Below are 20125 nucleotides of genomic sequence, written 5' to 3'. Positions count from 1 at the left end.
CAGCCCTTGCGCAGCGTCGGCAGGCCGCCGAGCAGCATGGTCGCCACCGCCAGCGTGATCACCAGCGGACCGGATTCATCGAAGCCGGCGAAGGCCAGCGACTCCGCGGCGATCGCGGCCACGCCCGCCAGCGCCATGCGCCAGCGCAGCCCGGTCGAGATCGCCGGCGGCGGCGCGGGCGGCGCGGCGGCGGTGTCGACGGCCTCGGCGCTCATCCCGGCGGCCGAGATCGCGGCGCGCAGCGGGGCGTCGTCGGGCAGGCGGTGGTGGACGTCGAGCAGGCGATTGATCAGGTCGAACTCCAGGGCGACCACGCCGTCCTTGCCCTGCAGCTGCTTGCGCAGCAGGCCTTCCTCGGTCGGGCAATCCATGCCGGCGATGAAGTAGCGCTGCCGCGTCGTCCCGGCCAGGGCCTCGGCCGAGACCCGCGGCGCGCGCTCGACGGCCACGTCGCCGTGGTGATGGTCGTGGTCGTGGTCATGGCTGTGACCGTGACCATGGCTGTGTCCGTGGTCATGCGCGTGAGCATGTCCTTCACCGCGTCCTTGATCGTGGCCCTGATGGGTCTGGCTCGCGGGCGCTGGCGCCGCCGGGTGACCGCAGCAGCCGCCGCAGGAAGCCGCCTCGGGCTCGAGCGCGGCGGGACGGTGATCGTGTTCCTGATGTGCCATGGGGGTGGATTGGATAGTCTGTAGCCGCTCCAAGGTCAAGCGGCTATCCTGCCCGGCATGCGAATCGGCGAACTGAGCAAGTCCACCGGCGTGGACATCGAGACCATCCGCTTCTACGAGAAGAGCGGCCTGCTGCCGCCGCCCGCGCGCAGCGAGAACGGCTATCGCGACTACGCCCACGCCCATCTGGAGCGGCTCGCCTTCATCCGGCACTGCCGCGCGCTGGACATGTCGCTGGCGGACGTCGCGCTGCTGCTCGACAGCCTGGGCAGCCGCGACCCCGAGGCCCTGGTGCAGGTGGATGCGCTGGTCGCCTCGCAGCTCGGCAAGGTCCGCGCCCGGCTCAAGAGCATGCAGGCGCTGGAGGCCCAGCTGGTCGCGCTGCAGAAGCGCTGCGACGCCGACCACGACCACCATGCCTGCGGCATCCTCGAGGAACTCGTGTCCGCCGCGCATGGCGAGGCCTGCGCCTGCCACCCGGACCTCAAGGCGCCAGCGGCAGCGCGGCCCGCGTCAGCCGGTCCCGCAGGCGCGGCACCGCGAAATCGATGAAGGCTCGCAGCTTCAGGGGCAGGCGGCCCTGCGGCGCGTAGACCAGGTGCACCGGCCGCGGCGCGGCCTCGAAGTCCTCGAGCACCAGCCGCAGCCGCCCCGCGCGGACGTCGTCGTTCACCTGGTAGGACAGCGCCCGCACCAGTCCGGCGCCCGCGCGACCGGCGTCGAGCGCGGCATCGATGGTGTTGACGCTCAGCCGAGATCGGAAGGCGCCGGTGCGCGCCACGCCGTCCTGGCGGAACGGCCAGACACCGCCGGTGGACACGCTCTCGAACGAGATCACGCGATGCCGCGCCAGCTCGTCCGGTGTGGCAGGCGCGCCGTGCGTGGCGAGGTAGTCCGGCGCCGCGCAGACCACATGCCGGACCTCCCCCACCCGCGTCGCGATCAGGCCGCTGTCGGGCAGGGCGCCGATGCGCAGCGCGACATCGATCTGGTCGTCCAGGAAATGGGTGATGCGGTCGGTGAGCTTCAGGTCCACCGCGACGTCCGGATAGGCCTCCAGGAAGCCGGTCACCGTCGGCAGCAGGTGCAGGCGGCCGAACATCACCGGCGCGGTGACGATCAGGTCGCCTCGGGGCTCGGTGTATTCGCCGGCGGCGGCGCGCTCGGCCTCGTCGAGCTGCTCCAGGATGGCCTTGGCTGCTTCCACATAGGCCCGGCCCGCGTCGGTCAGCTCCAGCCCCTTGGCCGACCGGATCAGCAGCGCCGCGCGCAGGTGCTTCTCGAGGTCGGCCACCTTGCGGCTGAGGGTCGCCAGCGGCAGCCCGAGGCGACGGCTCGCCTTCGACAGGCTGCCGGCTTCCACCGCAGCGATCAGCATCGCCATTGCATCGAATCGATCCATCGGGTCCAGCGTGCGACAACCCTCCCGGATTTCGAGAGGCTTGCTCCCGATCCTAGCGGCTTCCCGTGAAATCCGGGAAGCAAGAGACTGGCGCCATGCCTTCCGACGCGGGTCGCCGACCCCGGGAACGGCGCCAGGAACCGTCATGAGCACCGCCCACGCCCCCGTCCCCGCTCACATCCCCGCACAAGCCTCCCATCCAGCAGCCGCCCCAGTCACGTCGCCGGCCGCCGCGGTCTTCCACCGCCACGCCACCGTGCTGGGCCGCCAGGTCTTCTACCGCGAGGCCGGCGACCCCGCCGCCCCCACGCTGCTCCTGCTGCACGGCCTGCCGACCAGCAGCCGCATGTTCAACCCGCTGATCCCGCTGCTGGCGGACCGCTTCCACGTGATCGCGCCGGACTACATCGGCTTCGGCCATTCGGACGCGCCCTCGCCCGAGGACTTCGACTACAGCTTCGACCAGTTGGCGGCGCATGTCGCCGGCCTGGTGGACCTGCTGGGGCTGAAGGCCTACACGCTCTACATGCAGGACTACGGCGGCCCGATCGGCTTCCGCCTGTTCCAGCAGCGCCCGGAGCAGGTGACGGGCTTCATCATCCAGAACGCCAACGCCTACCTGGATGGCGTCGGTGACGAAGCCAAGTCGGTGCTGCAGCCGCTGTGGGCCGGCCGCACCCCGGCGACCGAAGCGCCGCGCGCCACCTCACCAGCCTGGAGGGAACGAAGTGGCACTGGCTGGTCGGCGCGCAGAACCCGGCGCGCATCGACCCGGACCACTGGCTCATCGACCAGGCGCTGCTGGACCGCCCCGGCATGCAGGAGGCCCACCTCGACCTGCTGGAGAACTACCGGACCAACGTGGCGCTCTACCCCGAATGGCAGGCCGCCTTCCGCCGGCATCGCCCGAAGACGCTGATCGTCTGGGGCCAGCACGATCCGATCTTCGTCCCGGCCGGCGCGCGGGCCTACCTGAAGGACCTACCGGACGCGAAGCTGGTCTGGCTGGAAGGCGGGCACTTCGTGCTGGACGAGCATGCGCCGCGGGTGGCGGCCGAGATCCGCGCGACCTTCGGCTGAGCCTCAGCGCGGCATCGAGCGCGCGAACTCCTCCAGCCGCCGGCGCAGTTCATCCCGCAGCTGCCGCAGGGCCGGCGACAGCTGCGCGCGACCCGGCACGACGAGATGCAGCGGCGACGGGTCGCCGCGCCAGTGCGGATGGACGTGGACGAGCTGCCCGCTGGCGAGTTCCTGGGCCACGTCCGGCCACGACTTGTAGGCGATGCCCAGCCCGGCGAGCGCCCAGCGCTTGACCACCTCGCCGTCGTCGGCGACGCGTCGGCCGGCCAGCGGCAGGTTCACCGGCTCGCCGGCGATCGACACCGGCCAATGCGTAGGCACTTCGCCCGCGCGCAGGTAGCGCAGCGCCTCGTGGCGCGCCATGTCCTCGGGCGAGGTCGGCGGGCCGTGCAGCGCCAGGTAGTGCGGCGCGGCGACGAGCACGCGGCGGCAATCGGGCAGCAGCGGCAGCGCGACCTGCGCGCTGCCGGCCGGTGGCCCGTAGCGCACGGCGGCATCGACCGGCCGGCGCAGCAGGTCGGTCAGCGGGTCGCCGATCTGCAGGCGCAGCGTCAGCGCCGGATGGCGCTCCTGGAACTGCTCCAGCCACGGCAGCAGCACATGGCGGCCCAGGTCCGAGGGCACGGTCAGGTGCAGCACGCCGCTGAGCGCCTCGCGCCCGGCGAGCGCCTCGTCCCGCCCGTCGGTCAGGGCGCGCAGCGCCGCCCGCGCATGCGGCAGGTAGCGCTGGCCCTCGCCCGACAGCCGCAGGCTGCGCGTGCTTCGCACGAACAGCGGAAAACCGAGCTGCTCCTCCATCCGCTTGAGCGCCGCGCTGGCCGCGGCCGGCGACCAGTCCAGCGCCTTGGCCGCCGCCGTGAGGTTGCCGAGATCGGCGATGCGCACCAGCAGTTCGAGGTCGGTGATCCGGGTCATCGTTCGATTTTCTTTGAAAAAGCTTCGACCACCACCCAGCTCAACTGGCCGGCCATCGCTTCCAGACTGGCGACCATCAAACAACCTGGAACGACGATGACCGCTTCCCTTCTCCCTTCCACCGACCTCTTCACCCCGCTGACCCTCGGCCCGCTGACGCTGCCCAGCCGCGTCGTGATGGCGCCGATGACCCGGGCCCGCAGCACGCAGCCCGGCAATGTGCCCAATGCGCTGATGGCCGCGTACTACGCGCAGCGCGCCAGCGCCGCGCTCATCGTCAGCGAGGCCACGCAGATCTCGCCCCAGGGCCAGGGCTACAGCTTCACGCCGGGCATCCACAGCGAGGCGCAGGTCGAGGGGTGGTGCCTCGTGACCCGCGCCGTGCACCGCGCCGGCGGCCGCATGGTGCTGCAGCTCTGGCATGTGGGCCGGATGTCGCATCCGGTCTTCCACGACGGCGGCCTGCCGGTGGCGCCGTCCGCGCTGTCGCCCGAGGCCCAGGTCTGGGTCGCCGACGAGCACGGCGTCGGCCGCATGGTCGATTGCCCGGTGCCGCAGGCGCTGACGACCGAAGGCATCCGCGCCATCGTCGACGACTTCCGCCGCGCCGCCGCCAACGCGATGCGCGCCGGCTTCGACGCGTGGAGATCCACGCCGCCAACGGCTACCTGATCGACCAGTTCCTGCGCACCACCTCCAACCATCGCGACGACGCCTACGGCGGACCGCGCGCGCATCGCCTGCGCTTCCTGCTGGAGGTCGTCGACGCGGTGGCCGCCGAGGTGGCGCCCGAGCGCATCGGCGTGCGGGTCGCACCCTACATCACCGCCCGCAACATGGCCTGCCCGGACATCATCCCGACCATCCTCGAGGCCGCCGCCGAGCTGTCGCGCCGCGGCGTCGGCTACCTGCACCTGGCCGAGGCGGACTGGAACGACGCGCCCCAGGTGCCGGACGACTTCCGCCGGGCGCTGCGCCGTGCCTTCACCGGCCGGATCATCGTCGCGGGCCGCTACGACGCCCCGCGCGCCGAGGCGCTGCTGGCGTCGGGGCTGGTGGACCTGATCGCATTCGGGCGGCCGTTCATCGCCAATCCGGACCTGCCGGCCCGGCTCGCGGGCCGCCTGCCGCTGGCGAGCTTCGACGGCCAGGCGCTGTTCGGCGGAAGCGCGGCCGGCTACAGCGACTACCCCGCGATCACCGCGACCTGACCCCCCGTCCTCCCCATTCGTGACGGAGTCGGCGCTTCCCTCGCCCGGCAGGGGGAGGGGCGGCCCCCGGGCTTCAGCCCGGCGAGGGATGGACGATGTAGAGTCCGGGCCGCCCGCGTTACAACTTTCAGACATGTCGAGCGCGGCCGGTCCTCCCTCCGCTCACCGCGCCCCTTCATGCGTGTCTGTTCACTGTCATCGGTCAAGAACCGCATCGTCCTCGGCCAGCCGCTCGCCTTCAGCGTGCGCGACGCCGACCGGACCTTGCTGCTGGCGCGCGGGCAGGTCATCGCCGACGAGGCCCAGCTCCGTGCGCTGATGGGCCGCGGCGCGCTGGTGGAGGTCCACGAGCTGACCGAGGCGATGCGCCAGCCGCAGCCGACGCGCTCGCCCGCCTACCTGCGCGACCGCCTGCCCGAGGAATGGGACCGCGGCATGCAGGACGTGCGCAACGCGCTGTCCGCCGCGCCCGACCGCATGGCCGACGCGCTCGACGGCGCGACGACGCTGCTGCTCTCGCTGATCGACAGCTCGCCCGAGGTGGCGCTCGCCCAGGTGGTGCGCCAGCCCGGCACGGGCACCGGGCATTACGGCGTGACGCACTCCCTGCACGCCGCGACCGCCTGCCAAGCGGCGGCGCGCTACCTCGGCTGGGGGCCGGAGGACCAGCGCCGGGCCTTCCAGGCCGCGCTGACGATGAACCTGGGCATGCTGGACCTGCAGGCGCGGCTGTCCAGCCAGGTGTCGCCGCTGACCTCGATGCAGCGCGACGCCATCCATGAGCACCCGATCCGCAGCGTCGAGATGCTGAGCGCCGCCGGCATCGACGACCACGACTGGCTGGAAGCCGTGCTGCAGCACCACGAGACGCCGGACGGCCGCGGCTACCCGCACGGCATCGGCGACATCGGCGAGCTGGCCGAGATGCTGCGCTACGCCGACGTCTACACCGCGCGCCTGAGCAGCCGCGCCAATCGGCCGGCGATGAGCGCGGCGCAGGCCGGCCGCGAGCTCCACCAGATGGCGGCGCAAAGTCCGCTGGCGGCGGCGCTGATCAAGGCCTTCGGCATCTTCCCGCCCGGCAGCCTGGTGCGACTGGCCAGCGGCGAGGTCGGCCTGGTCGTGCGCAATGGCGAGAAGGCGCATCGCCCGATGGTGAGCGTCTTGACCAATGCCAATGGCGAGCCCCGGCACACCCCGGTGCTGCGCGACAGCAGCCGCGACGACCACGCGGTGGTGGCGCTGCTGCCGGCCCACGCCGCGCCGATCCGCCTGTCCGACGAGCGCATCGCGACGCTGATCGCCGGCGCCTGAGGCATTGCCGGCGCGGCACCGGCTCACTCTTGCTTTCGGCCCACCCCGATGGGTGGCACCTGTCGGGGGCCGCCTTCCTATGGGTGGACGCCTTGGCGCGCCCGCCCGCGCAGACTGCGACCCGTTCGATCAAACGGGGGATGCATGTGAGGCGCGAGCTGGAACTGAAGTCGGGAACGTGGCGGGCGGTGGTCGCGCCGGCCCGGGGCGGGCGGCTGCGCTGGCTGGGCCAGGCGCGACCGGGCGGCCACGAGCCGTGGCTGCGACCGCTGATCACCGAGCGCGGCGCGCTGGTGGGCGGCGCGGCGGCCCGGCTCGAGGCGCCGACCGAGGTGGCCGAAGGCATGGACGCCCTGGTCCCGGACCCGATGACCTTCGACCAGCCCTGGCAGGTGACCCAGCAGTTGCCGGACCAGGTGACGCTGATGCTGCATCCCGGCCGCTCGGCGCCCGGCACCTGGGGCTTCCAGGCGAGCCAGACACTGCGGCTGGAAGAACATCGGCTGGAGTGGTCGCTGTCGGTGCGCAACCTGAGCCGCATGCCGCTGCCGGCGCGCTTCGGCTGGCTGATGCACTTTCCCGAGGATTTCGCCGACGCCGCCTGGCTGGACGACACCATGGACCTGGTGCGCCGGATCGAGCGCGGCCGCGTCGAGCTGCGCGAGCCCTGGTGCGGCGTCGCCTCGCTGAGCGGCGCGGGCGGTCGCCTCGTGCTGGCGCGCGCGGCCGCGCCGCTGGACACGCTGCGCTTCGAGCGCCATCCGACGCGCAACTCGGTCCAGCTGGGGCTGTGGACGGCGGACGCGCCGCGGCTGGCGCCGCTGCCGCGCGGCGAGGAACTGACGCTGCGCCTGAGCCTGGACCTGCTGCTGCCGCGACTGCCGCCGCTGCCGACGGGACCGTCCGCGGGGCCGCTGATCCTCTGAGCACGGGCGGCGGCGGGCGGCCCGGCCCCTATACTGCCGCGCGCCGCGCTGCTGCCGCGGCGCCCCCGTTCATGCCGCCGTTGCCGTCCCTCGCCGCCTTGCGGCCCTACCTGCGCGACGCCTTGCGCGACGACCTCGTCGCCGCCGTGGTGGTCAGCGTGCTCCTGATCCCCCAGAGCCTGGCCTACGCGATGCTCGCGGGCCTGCCGCCGCAGGTCGGCCTCTACGCCAGCCTGCTGCCGCCGCTGTTCTACGCGGCGCTGGGCTCCAGTCCCTTCCTGAACATCGGCCCGGTCGCGGTGCTGGCGCTGATGATCATGCAGACGCTGCAGCTGGCGCCGGCCGGCGTCAGCCCCAGTGAGGCCGCCCTGGTGCTGGCCGCCGAGGTCGGGCTGTTCCTCGGTGCCGCGGCGCTGCTGCGCCTGCATGCGCTGGCCGCGCTGCTGTCGGTGCCGGTGCTGCACGGCTTCGAGTCCGGCGCCACCATCGCCATTGCCGCCAGCCAGCTGCCGGTGCTGATCGGCTCGGCCGCCAGCGGCGGCACGCTGCCGGAGCTCTGGCGCTCGCTAAGCGCCCACGGCTTCGACGGGCGCGGCGTCGCGGCGCTGTTCGGCGTCGTCTCGCTGCTGACGCTGGTGGCGGTGCGGCGCCTGCCCAAGGGCTTCGTCTCGCGCATCGCGCCGCTGGCGGTGCTGCTGGCCGGCATCGGCATCGCCTGGGCCTGGGACCCGCAAGGCCTGCCGCGCGTCGGCGAGCTGCCGCCGCTGGCGCTGGTCTTCACGCCGCCGCGGCTCGATCCCGAGCTCTGGGCCGCGATGCTGCCCGGCGCGGCGCTGATCGGGCTGCTGGGCTATGTCTCGAGCCTGGCGGTCGCGGAATCGCTGGCGCGCCGGGTCGGGCAGCGCGTCGATGCGCGGCGCGAGCTGATGGGACTGGCCGCGGCCAACCTGGCGGCCGCGGTGTCCGGCGGCATGCCGGCGGCGGCGAGCTTCTCGCGCAGCGTGCTGATGAGCGACGCGGGCAGCCGCACCCGCATGACTGGCGTCTTCGTCGCCGCGCTGATGGGCGTGGTGCTGCTGACGCTCTCCCCGCTGCTGGCCTGGGTGCCCAAGCCGGTGCTGGCGGCCAGCATCATGGTGGCGGTCCTGTCGGGGCTGAAGTTCGGCCCCTATGCCGACGCCTGGCGCTACGCGCGCGCCGAGGCGCTGCTGATGGTGGCGGTCACGCTGCTGGTGGTCTTCGTCGGCATCACCGCCGCGCTGGGCCTGGGCGTGGCCGGCGCGATCGCGCTGCTGCTGCAGCGCAGCGCGCGGCCGCATGTGGCCCTGATCGGCCGCATCGCCGGCACCGAGCATTACCGCAACGTCGAGCGCCACCAGGTCGTGCTCGACCCCGAGGTGCTGGGCCTGCGCATCGACGAGAGCCTGCTGTTCCTGAACGGCCGCAGCCTCGCCGACGTCGTCCAGGCCCACCTGGACACGCACCCGACGACGAAGCGGGTGCTGCTGCAGATGTCGCCGGTCAACGCCATCGACTTCAGCGGTCTGAGCGCGCTCAAGGAGTTGCACGAGACGCTGGAGCGCCAGGGCCGCCGCCTCGACCTCAGCGAGGTCAAGGGGCCGGTGCTGGACCGGCTCAAGGTCAGCGGCTGGGAGTCCTGGTTCCGCGGCCGGCTGTACCTGTCCCACCACCTGGGCATGCAGGACCGGGAAGGGCGCTGATCGCTCGCGCCTTCCGGCGTCAATGCACGTCGTTCAGGTGCCCATGCCTGCGCGGGTCCGGCATCAGGAAGCAGACGAGGAAGGCGAACAGGCACATCACCGAGACGTAGACGTAGAACGCGCTCTCGACATTCGCCGCCTTGAGGCTGAGCGCCACGTACTCCGCCGAGCCCCCGAAGATCGCGTTGCCGATCGCATAGGAGAGTCCGACGCCCAGCGCGCGGATCTCGGGCGGGAACATCTCCGCCTTGATGAGGCCCCCGATGGAGGTGTACAGCGACACGATGGCCATCGCCACGACGATCAGCCCGAAGGCCGCATAGGGGCTGTGCACGCCCTTGAGCGCCGACAGCAGCGGCCAGGTGCCCAGCGCCCCGAGCAGGCCGAACCACAGCATCGAGGTGCGCCGCCCGATGCGGTCCGACAGGGCGCCGAACAGCGGCTGCATGCACATGTAGACGAACAGCGCCGCGGTCATCACGGTGCTGGCCACCTTCTTGTCCATGCCCACGCTCAGCACCAGATATTTCTGCATGTAGGTGGTGTAGGTGTAGAAGGCCAGCGACCCGCCCGCGGTGAAGCCCAGCACGATCAGGAAGGGCTTCATGTGCTTGCTGAAGAGCTCGCGCATCGATCCGGCTTCCTTGCGCTCGAGCTGCTCGGCCTTGGCGGTCTCGGCCAGCGAGCGGCGCAGGTAGAAGGCGATCACCGCGGTCGCGGCGCCCGCCACGAACGGGATGCGCCAGCCCCAGGCATGCATCTGGGCGTCGGTCAGGGTCTGCTCCAGGATCGCCACCACCAGCACCGCCAGCAGCTGGCCGCCGATCAGCGTCACGTACTGGAAGGACGCGTAGAAGCCGCGCTGTCCGCGCAGCGCCACCTCGCTCATGTAGGTGGCGCTGGTGCCGTACTCGCCACCCACCGACAGCCCCTGGAACAGCCGCGCCAGCAGCAGCAGGGTGGGCGCCATCACGCCGATGGTCTCGTAGGTCGGCATGAAGGCGATGGCCAGCGAGCCGCCGCACATCATGAGGACCGAGATCATCATGGCCGTCTTGCGGCCCTGCTTGTCGGCGATGCGGCCGAACAGCCAGCCGCCGATCGGCCGCATCAGGAAACCGGCCGCGAACACGCCCGCCGTGTTGAGCAGCTGGACCGTCGGGTCGCCCTTCGGGAAGAAGGCGTGCGCGAAATAGATCGAGGTGAAGGCGTAGACGTAGAAGTCGAACCACTCGACCAGGTTGCCGGAGGAGGCGCCGACGATCGCCAGGATGCGATCGCGTTTCTCGTGCGGCGTGTAGTGCCCGGGCTGGCCGGACGCCGGCGGCAGCGCGCCGCCGGTCAGGGGAGGAGTCTTGGCAGTCATGCCGGCAGACTACTCCCGCGATGGAAATCCCTCACGTCCGGTTCGGATGAACCGAACGCCACGCGCACCGCGGTCGGGCTAGCCCACTTCGGCGACCGCCAAGCGCACGCCAAAGGCCAGGAACAGCGCGCCGATGCCCCGGTTGAGCCAGCGGCCCAGGACCTGCGCCCAGGCCTGACCGCGCGCGCGGGCACCCGCGGCGGCGCTCGACCAGGCCAGCAGGTGGCACCACACCATGCCGTTCACATTAAAGATCGCCCCCAGGAAGAGGAAGGCGGCGGCCTTGCTCGGCGCGTCGGCCGAGATGAACTGCGGCACGAAGGCCAGGAAGAACAGCCCGACCTTGGGGTTCAACACATTGGTCAGGAAGCCCTGCGCGAAGATCCGGCGCAGCGGCGATGGCGCCGGCGGGGGCATGCCTTGGAGGGAGCCGGGGGAGCCGCTCTCCGCCGCCGCGGCGCGACGCTTGAAGAGCATCCCCGCGCCGAGATAGATCAGGTAGGCCGCGCCGAGCAGCTTGACCACGGTGAAGGCCGCCGCCGAAGCGGACAGCAGCGCCGACAGTCCCAGCGCCGCCGCCAGCACATGCACGCAGGTGCCGGCCCCGATGCCCAGCGCGGCGGCGGAGCCGGCGCGGAAACCCTGGGTGGCGCTGCGCGCCATGATCAGGAGCGAGTCCGGACCGGGTGTCATGTTGAGCAGCAGCCCGGAGGCGATGAACAGGCCGAGGTCGTGGGTACCGAGCATCGAAGGCGTCTCCCGAAAGGCCGACATCATGCCTGCCCCCCGCCCTTTCCTTCCGGCGCGCGGGCGCCATGCGCCATCACGCCCTTTCCGGGGGACGCCGCGCGCACTGCGCGCGGGAATATCGGCCGCCGCGGGCGCGAATGCCGATTGTTCCGATCTTTTCAACGGAGTGTTGCAAGCGAATGGATTTAAGGGTCAACCCTTATCGCTCATAGTTCAGCCCATCGACACATCGAAACCGCTCCAGGAAATCTCCACCAGGCGACGACTGAAACCTCCGGGCAACCGGCGGAATTCAAGAGAAACCCAGTGGCATCCCAAGCGCAATCGTCGGGTCGAATTCTCCACCCGTGCCCCTTCGCTGATCGCCCTGGGACCGAAACCGAAAGGAAAGATCATGAGCACCAAGAACATCCTCGCTTCCGTCCTGTTCGCTTCCGCCGCCCTAGTGGCCGGCAGTGCGATGGCCAACGACAACCCCCACACCCAGCCGGTCAACACGCCCAGCGCCGTGAGCCGCGCCGAAGTGCTGGCCGACCTGGAGATCTACCGCGAATCGGGCCTGGCCGCCGTCGAGCAGTCGGAGACCTACGGCTACGACAACGCCCGCCGCGATGCCGCCAAGGCTCGCTACGCCGAACTGCGCAGCTCGCCCTACTACGCGACCCTGGTGAAGAAGTTCGGTGGCAGCGCCCCGGCCACCGCCGTCGCCGGCCGCTGAACCCCTGTTTCCTGTCCCCTCCTGAGAGAACTCGAACAATAGATTCCTGAGAGCGATTTTTGGGTCAAGGGCTTCGGCCCTGGTCGGCGGCGGCTCTCCGCACTCCACCCTCCTGTCCGTCGCCGACCGCCTATACCCCCCTCGGATGAGCCACTGCTCGCCGAGGGGGTTTTCTTTTACTTAAGTTGGATTTAAGCCGAATTCAGGGTGATGCGCGAATCGATACTCGTGTCGACCGAGGAGATATTCAATCGATATTCGCCCCGGCGCGCTGAAACGGGGCACCAGAACGCGGCGCAAAAGGCCGATTCGGAGCGGAACGCGCACGACCGTGCGGATTCCCTGAGAATCGCCCGTCGGCCCGCCAGCAGTCCCCCATCTTCCGGGCCGCCAGAGCGAGGGTGTCGATGGACCGGATCGTGCAAATGCGGGCGTTCGCCCGGGTGGTGGAAACCGGCAGCTTCACCAAGGCGGCCGACTCGATGGACCTGCCCAAGGCCAGCTTGACGCGCCTGGTGCAGGCGCTGGAAGCGCGGCTGCGGGTGCAGTTGCTGACGCGCACCACCCGCAAGGTGAGCGTCACGCAGGACGGCGCCGCCTATTACGAGCGCACCATGGCCCTGCTCAGCGAGCTGGAGGCCATCGACCAGGGGATGCTCCACGACCAGAGCAAGCCCCGCGGCCGTCTGCGCGTGGACGTGACGACGCTGACCGGCTCGCGGGTGCTGATCCCGGCGCTGGCGGACTTCCATGACCGCTACCCCGACATCCAGATCGCGCTGGGCGTGAGCGACCGCGCGATCGACCTGCTCGTCGACAACGTCGATTTCGTGCTGCGCGTGGGCGCGGTGCAGGATGCCGGGCTGGTGGCCCGGCGAGTCGGGCAGATCCAGTTCTGCACCTGCGCCGCGCCGGCCTACCTCCAGAAGCACGGCACGCCGCAGGCGCCCCAGGACCTGGACCGGGAGCCGCATCAGGCGGTGGGCTACTTCTCGTCGCGCACCGGGCGGGTGTTCCCCTTCGTCTTCCATCGCGGCGACGAGCGCGTCGAGATCGAGGGCCGTCGGCGGCTCGACGTCAACGACAGCAACGCCTATGTCGCGGCCGGCCTGGCCGGCCTGGGCGTCGTGCAGCTGGCCCGGTACGCGGTGCAGGACCAGCTCGACAGCGGCGAACTGGTGCCGCTGTTCCCCGAATGGCATCACAACGCGGTGCCGGTCTACCTGGTCTATTCGCCCAACCGCTATGTCTCGGCGCGCATGCGCGTCTTCATCGAGTGGGTGGCGGAGACGCTGGCGAAGAAGGGCCTCGGGCCCGATTGACGCGAGCTCAGACGGTCCCGGCGGGCACGCCGCCGGAGCGGCCCACCAGCCACATGACGACCAGCGCCAGCAGCAGCACCCACACCACCACGATCGCGCCGGCCACCTTGAGGTTGCGCGGCAAGCGGCCGCGCTGCGCGGCGGCGCGCTGGCGCGCCCGGGCGATCACCGCCGGCGGCATCAGGCGCAGCACCAGCCAGAAGCCCAGCGGCACCAGGATCAGGTCGTCGAGCAGGCCCAGCACCGGGATGAAATCCGGGATCAGGTCGATCGGGCTGAGCGCGTAGGCGGCGACCGCGATCGCGACAAGGCGCGCCAGCCAGGGCGCCTCGGGATCGCGGGCCGCGTAGAAGACGGTGAGCAGCTCGCCCTTGAGCAGGGCCGCCCAGCGCTTGAGGGATCCGCGTTTCATCCGCGCATCATGCCCTCATCGCGCGAGCGGGGCTCAGTCGGCCCAGATGACTTTCCGGCGCTGACCGATCCAGTTTTCCAGGCGCGGGCCGTAGACCTCGTCGACCCGGTTGCGGCGCACCTTGAACGTCGGCGTGATCAGGCCGTTGTCGACCGTCCACGGCGTGGCCGTCACGATCAGGCACTCGAGCTGCTCGTGCGGGTCCAGGCGCGCATTGACCTTCTCCAGGTGGGCGGCCAGTTCCTGCTCCAGCGCGCCGCGGTCGCGCGCGGCGGCCTCGGGCGACAGCATCGCGATGCCCACCGGCTGCGCGAAGTTGGCGCCGGTCACCGCGCAGGCCTCGATCGCGGGATGCGTCGACAGCCGGTCCTCGATCGGCGCCGGCGACACGTACTTGCCCTTGCTGGTCTTGAAGAGATCCTTCACCCGGCCGGTGATGCGCACGCAGCCCGCGAGCGCGCCCTTGTCGGAGATCTCCGCCTTGTCGCCGGTGTGCAGCCAGCCGTCGGCGGTGAGCGTCTCGGCCGTCAGTTCCGGCTGCTTGTAGTAGCCCAGCATCAGCGCCTGGCTCTTCATCTGCAGCTCGCCGGTGATCGGATCCAGGCGCACCTGCACGCCGTCGTAGGCGGGCCCGACGCTGCCGATCTGGTCCTGGCCCGGCACGGTGATGTGGGACAGCGCCAGGTTCTCGGTCATGCCGTAGCCCTCGTTGATCGGCAGGCCCAGCGCGCGGTACCACTTCAGCAGCGCGACCGGCATCGGCGCGGCACCGCCTGCGGCAAACTTGCATTCGTCCAGGCCCAGCGCCTTGAGGATCTTCCTGCGCACCAGCTTGCCGATGATCGGCAGCTTGAGCAGCCGCTCGAGCTTGGGCTGCGGCACCTTGGCCTGAACGCCCTGCTGAAACTTGGTCCACAGCCGCGGGACCGAGAAGAAGACCGTCGGCCGCGCGCGCTGCAGGTCGGCGGCGAAGGTGTCCAGGCTCTCGGCGAAGTACACCGTCATGCCGGTGTGCAGCCAGCCGTGCTCGACCAGCGCCCGCTCGACCACATGCGCCAGCGGCAGATAGGACAGCATGCGGTCGGACTCGGTCAGCGGGATGCGCTTCAGGCCCGAGCCGATCGCCCAGGCGAAGTTGCCGAACGAGTGCATCACGCCCTTGGGCGCGCCGGTCGTGCCGGAGGTGTAGATGATGGTGGCCAGCTCATCGGCGCCGCGGGTCGGCTTGCCCTTGAGCGGCGGCGTCTCGGCGCAGATCGCGTCCCAGTGGTCGTAGGCGTCCTGCGCGTCCTCCGGCGAGACCGGATAGGAGATGCACGGCAGCCCCAGCGGCACGCCGGGCCGCATGCCTTCCCAGCCGTCGAGCTTGCCGACGAAGAGCAGCTTGGACTCGCTGTGGCTGAGGATCTGGTGGATGGTGTCCGCGGCCAGCGTCGGATACAGCGGCACGCTGACGTAACCGGCCATCCAGATGGCCAGGTCGCTCATCAGCCACCAGGCGCAGTTCTTGGACAGGATGGCGACGCGCGCGCCCGGCTCCCAGCCCTGCTCCAGGCCCAGCGTCTTCAGGTGGGCGGCCATGCGGCGGGCCTGGTCCGCGACTTCCTTCCAGGTGAAGTCCTTCACCACGCCGCCGCCCATCGGCTGGCGCAGCGTGACCCGGTTCGGCGTGTCGAGCTCCCAGGCGTACAGGCGTTGCAACGCGAGGGAATCAGCCGGCAGGCGGGTCGTGGACATCGGGGGTCTCCTTGTTGTGATGGTGCTGAAACCGGACGGAATCAGCGCCGGAGACTACGCCGGCCCGCGCGAGGCAACGAGCGGGTTTCTTCGATGACCGTGATCGACTTGGCACCCTAAACCAGGGTTTCCTTTGGACACGGGGGGGAGGCGCTCAGCCCTTGGCGGCCGCCGCCTCGAGCTCCGCCGCGACCAGCGCCTCGAGCGCCGGCAGCAGCAACTCGTCGCCCACTTCTCTGGACACCGGCGCGCCATCGAGCGCCGCGGCGCCTTCGCGCTTGAGCTTGGCGACCCACTGGCCGGCTTCCTTGCCCTGCGCCAGGCCGGTGCTCTGCAGCAGCAGGGTGCCGTCGGCGGCGAGCAGCTTGAAGTAGAAGAGCCCGTCGGACTCGCGGTACTGCTTGAACGCGGGGACGGTCGACTTGGCCTTGACCGCCTGCGCGACCGGCGCGGCCAGCGGCTGGAAACGGCGCAGGCCGACGGCCTCGCGGGCACGGGCCAGCAGCGGCGCGGCGATGGCGCGGGCCTTGGCGGCGCCCTCCATCAGGATGGCCTCGATCTTCTCGGGATTGGCCATCAGCGCGTCGTAGCGCTCGCGCATCGGGCCGATCTCGGCGTCGACCAACGCGAACAGCTGGTCCTTGGCCTCGCCCCAGGACAGGCCGCCGTGCAGCGCCGCGCGGAAGGCCTGGCGCTGCGCCGGCGTGGCGAACGCGTCGTAGATCTGGACCAGGTGCGAGCCTTCGGTCTCCTTGGGCTCGCCGGGCAGCCGCGAGTCGGTCACGATCTTGGAGATCGCCTCGCGCAGCGCTTTTGCGCCGCCTTCGAACAGCGGGATCACGTTGTCGTAGCTCTTGGACATCTTCCGGCCGTCCAGGCCCGGCAGCAGCTCCATTTCCTCGTCGATGCTGGCCTCGGGCAGCACGAACAGCTCGGCCTTGAACGTGTGGTTGAAGCGCTGCGCGACGTCGCGCGCCATCTCGATGTGCTGCGCCTGGTCCTTGCCGACCGGCACGCGATGGGCGTTGAACATCAGGATGTCCGCGGCCATCAGGATCGGATAGCTGTACAAACCCATCGTGATGCCGGCGTCCGGGTCCTCGCCCGCGGCGACGTTGGCATCCACCGAGGCCTTGTAGGCATGGGCGCGGTTCATCTGGCCCTTGGAGGTGACGCAGGTCAGCAGCCAGGTCAGTTCGGGGATCTCGGGGATGTCGCTCTGGCGGTAGAACACCACCCGGCTCGTGTCCAGGCCGGCGGCCAGCCAGGTGGCGGCGATCTGCAGGCGCGAGGCCTCGATGCGGGCCGGCTCGTCGCACTTGATCAGCGCGTGGTAGTCGGCCATGAAGAAGAAGCTCTCGACGCCGGGCTCGCGGCTGGCCGCGATGGCGCGGCGCACCGCGCCGACATAGTTGCCGAGGTGCAGGGTGCCGGTGGTCGTGATGCCGGTCAGGACACGCAGGGTCATGGGAGCTCGTCGCCGTCGTTTCGCAAAACGGCGATTGTCCCGCAAAGGCGGACCGGCGCGGGCCCCCTCCAATGGCGATGCGTTGGGGGAGGCGCCGGGGAATGCGTGGGGGGACCCCTTGAGGGGGACGCCGGGGAGGCGCGTCAGCCCAGCGTCGCCATCGGCTCGCCCAGGCGCACCGCGCTGCCGGGCTGCCAATGCGCGTTGAACTGCATCGGCAGGTGCTTCGGGAACAGCATCACGACGGTCGAGCCGAGCAGGAAGCGGCCCATCTCGGCGCCACGCTCGTAGCTGAAATGCTCGTTCTCGTAATGCCAGGTACGGGGACGGCCCGGTCTTGGCGGATTGACGACGCCATGCCAGACCGTGGCCATCGAGCCGACGATGGTCGCGCCGACCAGCACCAGCACCCAGGGACCGAATTCGCCTTCGAAGAGGCAGACCACGCGCTCGTTGCGCGCGAACAGCCCCGGCACGCCGCGCGCGGTGACCGGGTTCACCGAGAACAGGTCGCCCGGTACATGCACCATGCGCACCAGGCGGCCGCCACAGGGCATGTGGATGCGGTGGTAGTCGCGCGGGCTGAGGTAGATCGTCGCGAAGTGGCCGTCGCGGAACTGCGCGGCCAGGTGCTGGTCGCCGCCCAGCAGCGCCGCCGTCGAATACTGGTGGCCCTTGGCCTGGAAGAGCTGGTCCGCGCGGATCGGGCCGAACTGGCTGATGGCGCCATCGACCGGGCAGATCAGCGGCGCGTCCGCCAGCGGGCGGGCGCCGGGCTTGAGCGCGCGGGTGAAGAACTCGTTGAAGCTCGCGTAGGCCGCGGGATCGGACTCGGCCGCCTCGGCCATGTTCACGCCGTAGCGGTCGATGAATCGCCGGATCGTCCAGGTCGTGAAGCCGCCCAGTTCCGCGCTCGCCAAGCGCCCGGCCAAGCGCGTCATGGCCAGCTTGGGCATCAGGTATTGAGGCAGGACGGCAAGGCGATCGGACACAGCGGTGGGCCCCCGGAAGGGCGGGAAAAAGGGTGGCGGATTCTAGGCGGGCAAGGAACGGTCCCGCACCCGGGTTGGTCCCGGGCGGCGCGCGTCCCCCGGTACCATCGCGGTTTCCCTCTTCTGCACCCCTCTGCCCCCCGATGGCCGCCCCCGAGCACCAGCACAGCTCGTTCTACAAGTTCGTCCGCCTGGACGACACGACCGCGCTCGCCCAGCGCCTGCGCGAGCTCAACCAGACCCTCGGGAACACCATCGGCGGCAACCTGCTGCTGGCGCCCGAAGGCATCACCGGCGCACTCGGCGGCCCCGTGCCGGCGCTCGACGCCTACGAGGCCGCCTTGCGCGCCGAACCTCCCTTCGCCGACCTGCGCTTCAAACGCAGCTTCTGCACCACGCGGCCGTTCACGCTGCTCAAGGTGCATGAAAAGCCGGAACTCGTGGCCTTCGGACTGGACGGCGTCACCGGCCTGGCCGACCCGCGCGACACCCACGTCTCGCCAAGCGAATGGCGCGAACTGATCCGGCGAGACGACGTCGTCGTGCTCGACAACCGCAACCACTTCGAATTCACGCTCGGCCACTTCGAAGGCGCCATCGACCCCGGCGTGCGGCACTTCCGCGACTTCCCCGCGTACGTGGCAGCGCACGCGGAAACCTGGCGTCGCGAGGGGAAGACCGTCGCCATGTACTGCACCGGCGGGATCCGCTGCGAAAAAATGTCCGGCTGGATGGCCGAGCGCGGCTTGACGGTGCGGCAGCTCGATGGGGGCATCCTCAACTACTTCGAACAGATGCCCGATGCCGAGGTGGATTGGCGCGGAGAGTGCTTCGTCTTTGACAAGCGCATCGCGATCGACACCCAGCGGAGGGAGACCGATACGACGGCGGAAGAGGTCTATGGGGATGATCCGGCCGAGGCTTGGCGATTGGCGCGGGCGAGGCGCTTGGATCCCTCGAAAGGCTGATCCACTCCGTTTGGCCAGGCGCGGGCACTCCACGACGCGGGGGGCATCACGTCCGTGAACCCCCCGCATCGTTCCGGCCCCACAAGCACTCGCTGACGGCGGGCCTTGGCGAAGCGGCCGGGGTGGTCGCCGGCGAGGTCTTTCGTGAGCGCGGGACGGGCGCTCGCTGACGTAGGGCCTTGGCAGAGCGGCCGGGGCGGTCAGCCGGTGAGGTCTTCCGTCAGGCGCAGGCGGCGGGGGTTGCGGATGTCGATGACCGCGGTGTGGGCAGCCTTGTCGTGCAGGCCCTGGCGATTGGCGTCCCACAGGATCTGCAGGAAGCCCATGCCGCCCGTGGTGGCGCCGGCCGCGTAGCCACCGTAGCGGCGCACGCAGAGCATCGGCTTGAGCGGCTTGCCAGTGAGCTCGACGATGCGCAGGCCCATCAGCTTCTTGCCCGGCGTCTGGCCCGGCCAGATCAGCGGGAAAGCAACGAAATACGCGAAGGCCCAGGCCAGGTTCAGGCCCACCAGCTCCCACCAGTGCCGCAGCTTCTCGATCGGCGAGCGCTTGGCCTCGTCCTTGAGCTTGCGGACCTCCTCCTGCAAGGCCTTGATGCGCACCCGGTCGGCCTTGCGCTGCAACTCCCGGTCGTGCTCGAGCCGCGCCAGATCCAGTTCGCCCGCGCTCGCGGCCGAGGCCGCCGCGGCGACCGCGGCTTTCACCAGGTCCTTCGTCTCGGCACCGGCCTCGTCCGACTCGTCGTCCGAGCGGTCGTTCCGGTCGGGGGAAGCGGCGGCGACGGCCTCGCGGCGCGCCTGCTTCGTCGGCTCGTCGATGTGCTCCATCGTGCTCGAGTACAGCCCGAACGCGACCAGGCACAGCGCCGGCGCCCAGCCGAGCCAGCCGCTGTCCGCCCGCAGCTCGCCGCGCGAGGCGCGCTGGTGCTTGTGCCAGCGCCACGCGATCCAGCAGAAGCCCGCCAGCAGCGGCGTGTTGCCGAAGTTGGAAAGCACCGTCACCAGGGTCACGTCGACCGCCATCGCCTTGGCGCGCTGCCACGGCGAGGCCAGCGGCAGGCCCAGCAGCGCGGGCGCGACGTTGAGGTCCTCCGGCGTGATCCAGTCGCGCGGGTCCTGCGGCGCCTCGCCGGTCGCAGCGCTCGGGGCGGTC

The 20125-nt window shown here is 70.7% G+C and carries 17 protein-coding genes and 3 pseudogenes; 10 read left to right on the top strand and 10 right to left on the bottom strand.

Going from position 1 to position 20125, the window contains the following annotated elements; all coding sequences use genetic code 11:
• Positions 1 to 449: pseudogene (locus tag FUT87_RS03110) on the bottom strand (cation-transporting P-type ATPase); the annotation flags it as partial.
• Between the two features lie 12 nt (positions 450 to 461).
• On the opposite strand from FUT87_RS03110, the gene FUT87_RS29810 reads away from it, so the two are divergent.
• Entirely contained in the window at positions 462 to 695 is a 234-nt protein-coding gene (locus FUT87_RS29810; RefSeq protein ID WP_222617034.1) for a hypothetical protein, read from the top strand.
• Positions 696 to 728: 33 nt separating this feature from the next.
• Entirely contained in the window at positions 729 to 1223 is a 495-nt protein-coding gene (locus FUT87_RS03105; RefSeq protein ID WP_091730107.1) for a Cd(II)/Pb(II)-responsive transcriptional regulator, read from the top strand.
• Here FUT87_RS03105 and FUT87_RS03100 read toward each other — a convergent pair.
• Positions 1156 to 2073, bottom strand: coding sequence for a LysR family transcriptional regulator (locus FUT87_RS03100; protein ID WP_147240053.1), 918 nt, complete (start codon positions 2071 to 2073; stop codon positions 1156 to 1158). The two genes, FUT87_RS03105 and FUT87_RS03100, sit on opposite strands and share 68 nt — an antisense overlap.
• A gap of 145 nt (positions 2074 to 2218) precedes the next feature.
• Between FUT87_RS03100 and FUT87_RS03095 the strand changes: the two are divergent.
• Positions 2219 to 3153: pseudogene (locus tag FUT87_RS03095) on the top strand (alpha/beta fold hydrolase).
• Positions 3154 to 3156: 3 nt separating this feature from the next.
• On the opposite strand, the gene FUT87_RS03090 reads toward FUT87_RS03095, so the two are convergent.
• The gene (locus tag FUT87_RS03090; protein ID WP_147240052.1) at positions 3157 to 4068 is read right to left on the bottom strand and encodes a LysR family transcriptional regulator; all 912 of its coding nucleotides are present in this window, start codon (positions 4066 to 4068) and stop codon (positions 3157 to 3159) included.
• A 96-nt stretch (positions 4069 to 4164) separates the two neighbouring features.
• On the opposite strand from FUT87_RS03090, the pseudogene FUT87_RS03085 reads away from it, so the two are divergent.
• The 4 genes and pseudogenes from FUT87_RS03085 (at position 4165) to FUT87_RS28320 (ending at position 9240) form a co-directional block, all read left to right on the top strand.
• Positions 4165 to 5279: pseudogene (locus tag FUT87_RS03085) on the top strand (alkene reductase).
• Between the two features lie 177 nt (positions 5280 to 5456).
• Positions 5457 to 6593: an HD-GYP domain-containing protein gene (locus FUT87_RS03080; RefSeq protein WP_147240051.1), complete on the top strand. Its 1137-nt coding sequence runs from the start codon at positions 5457 to 5459 to the stop codon at positions 6591 to 6593.
• Between the two features lie 140 nt (positions 6594 to 6733).
• Positions 6734 to 7519, top strand: a complete 786-nt coding sequence (locus FUT87_RS28325; RefSeq protein ID WP_186830332.1) for a hypothetical protein — start codon at positions 6734 to 6736, stop codon at positions 7517 to 7519.
• A 71-nt stretch (positions 7520 to 7590) separates the two neighbouring features.
• Positions 7591 to 9240 (top strand): SulP family inorganic anion transporter, encoded by a 1650-nt coding sequence (locus tag FUT87_RS28320; RefSeq protein ID WP_186830331.1) that lies wholly within the window; start codon positions 7591 to 7593, stop codon positions 9238 to 9240.
• A 19-nt stretch (positions 9241 to 9259) separates the two neighbouring features.
• Here FUT87_RS28320 and FUT87_RS03070 read toward each other — a convergent pair whose 3' ends face one another.
• Both FUT87_RS03070 and FUT87_RS03065 read right to left on the bottom strand, forming a co-directional pair.
• Complete coding sequence (locus FUT87_RS03070; protein WP_147240049.1) at positions 9260 to 10606, bottom strand: MFS family transporter; 1347 nt, start codon at positions 10604 to 10606, stop codon at positions 9260 to 9262.
• Positions 10607 to 10684: 78 nt separating this feature from the next.
• Entirely contained in the window at positions 10685 to 11353 is a 669-nt protein-coding gene (locus FUT87_RS03065) for a LysE family translocator (protein ID WP_147240048.1), read from the bottom strand.
• Between the two features lie 397 nt (positions 11354 to 11750).
• On the opposite strand from FUT87_RS03065, the gene FUT87_RS03060 reads away from it, so the two are divergent.
• Together FUT87_RS03060 and FUT87_RS03055 are read left to right on the top strand one after the other, a co-directional pair.
• Entirely contained in the window at positions 11751 to 12074 is a 324-nt protein-coding gene (locus FUT87_RS03060; RefSeq protein WP_221211165.1) for a DUF4148 domain-containing protein, read from the top strand.
• Between the two features lie 407 nt (positions 12075 to 12481).
• Positions 12482 to 13396 carry a LysR family transcriptional regulator gene (locus FUT87_RS03055; RefSeq protein WP_147240047.1) on the top strand — a complete coding sequence of 305 codons (915 nt, stop codon included), beginning with the start codon at positions 12482 to 12484 and terminating at the stop codon, positions 13394 to 13396.
• A 7-nt stretch (positions 13397 to 13403) separates the two neighbouring features.
• On the opposite strand, the gene FUT87_RS03050 is transcribed toward FUT87_RS03055, so the two are convergent.
• From FUT87_RS03050 to asd, 4 genes are all read right to left on the bottom strand, one after another.
• A complete protein-coding gene (locus tag FUT87_RS03050) occupies positions 13404 to 13808 on the bottom strand; it encodes a YkvA family protein (RefSeq protein WP_147240046.1) in 405 nt (134 codons plus the stop codon).
• 33 nt (positions 13809 to 13841) lie between these two features.
• Complete coding sequence (locus FUT87_RS03045) at positions 13842 to 15545, bottom strand: AMP-binding protein (protein ID WP_091730058.1); 1704 nt, start codon at positions 15543 to 15545, stop codon at positions 13842 to 13844.
• A gap of 154 nt (positions 15546 to 15699) precedes the next feature.
• Positions 15700 to 17013, bottom strand: coding sequence for a tryptophan--tRNA ligase (locus FUT87_RS03040; protein ID WP_147240045.1), 1314 nt, complete (start codon positions 17011 to 17013; stop codon positions 15700 to 15702).
• 143 nt (positions 17014 to 17156) lie between these two features.
• Positions 17157 to 18005, bottom strand: coding sequence for an archaetidylserine decarboxylase (asd, locus tag FUT87_RS03035; protein ID WP_147240044.1), 849 nt, complete (start codon positions 18003 to 18005; stop codon positions 17157 to 17159).
• Between the two features lie 143 nt (positions 18006 to 18148).
• On the opposite strand from asd, the gene FUT87_RS03030 reads away from it, so the two are divergent.
• Positions 18149 to 18973, top strand: coding sequence for a rhodanese domain-containing protein (locus tag FUT87_RS03030; RefSeq protein WP_147240043.1), 825 nt, complete (start codon positions 18149 to 18151; stop codon positions 18971 to 18973).
• Between the two features lie 200 nt (positions 18974 to 19173).
• Here the strand turns inward: FUT87_RS03030 and FUT87_RS03025 are convergent.
• On the bottom strand, positions 19174 to 20125 hold a 952-nt coding region (locus FUT87_RS03025; protein WP_147240042.1), incomplete at its 5' end, for an RDD family protein.

The sequence above is a fragment of the Mitsuaria sp. TWR114 genome (genome assembly GCF_007997345.1).
Note: the sequence above shows the minus strand (reverse complement) of the source record. Positions and strands in the feature narration are given on the sequence as shown.

Bases quoted from the DNA above. Each gene is read 5' to 3' on its own strand.
- FUT87_RS29810 (WP_222617034.1), top strand. From the start codon at position 462: ATGGTCGTGGTCGTGGTCATGGCTGTGACCGTGACCATGGCTGTGTCC.
- FUT87_RS03105 (WP_091730107.1), top strand. From the start codon at position 729: ATGCGAATCGGCGAACTGAGCAAGTCCACCGGCGTGGACATCGAGACC.
- FUT87_RS03100 (WP_147240053.1), bottom strand. From the start codon at position 2,073: ATGGATCGATTCGATGCAATGGCGATGCTGATCGCTGCGGTGGAAGCC.
- FUT87_RS03090 (WP_147240052.1), bottom strand. From the start codon at position 4,068: ATGACCCGGATCACCGACCTCGAACTGCTGGTGCGCATCGCCGATCTC.
- FUT87_RS03080 (WP_147240051.1), top strand. From the start codon at position 5,457: ATGCGTGTCTGTTCACTGTCATCGGTCAAGAACCGCATCGTCCTCGGC.
- FUT87_RS28325 (WP_186830332.1), top strand. From the start codon at position 6,734: ATGCATGTGAGGCGCGAGCTGGAACTGAAGTCGGGAACGTGGCGGGCG.
- FUT87_RS28320 (WP_186830331.1), top strand. From the start codon at position 7,591: ATGCCGCCGTTGCCGTCCCTCGCCGCCTTGCGGCCCTACCTGCGCGAC.
- FUT87_RS03070 (WP_147240049.1), bottom strand. From the start codon at position 10,606: ATGACTGCCAAGACTCCTCCCCTGACCGGCGGCGCGCTGCCGCCGGCG.
- FUT87_RS03065 (WP_147240048.1), bottom strand. From the start codon at position 11,353: ATGCTCGGTACCCACGACCTCGGCCTGTTCATCGCCTCCGGGCTGCTG.
- FUT87_RS03060 (WP_221211165.1), top strand. From the start codon at position 11,751: ATGAGCACCAAGAACATCCTCGCTTCCGTCCTGTTCGCTTCCGCCGCC.
- FUT87_RS03055 (WP_147240047.1), top strand. From the start codon at position 12,482: ATGGACCGGATCGTGCAAATGCGGGCGTTCGCCCGGGTGGTGGAAACC.
- FUT87_RS03050 (WP_147240046.1), bottom strand. From the start codon at position 13,808: ATGAAACGCGGATCCCTCAAGCGCTGGGCGGCCCTGCTCAAGGGCGAG.
- FUT87_RS03045 (WP_091730058.1), bottom strand. From the start codon at position 15,545: ATGTCCACGACCCGCCTGCCGGCTGATTCCCTCGCGTTGCAACGCCTG.
- FUT87_RS03040 (WP_147240045.1), bottom strand. From the start codon at position 17,013: ATGACCCTGCGTGTCCTGACCGGCATCACGACCACCGGCACCCTGCAC.
- FUT87_RS03030 (WP_147240043.1), top strand. From the start codon at position 18,149: ATGGCCGCCCCCGAGCACCAGCACAGCTCGTTCTACAAGTTCGTCCGC.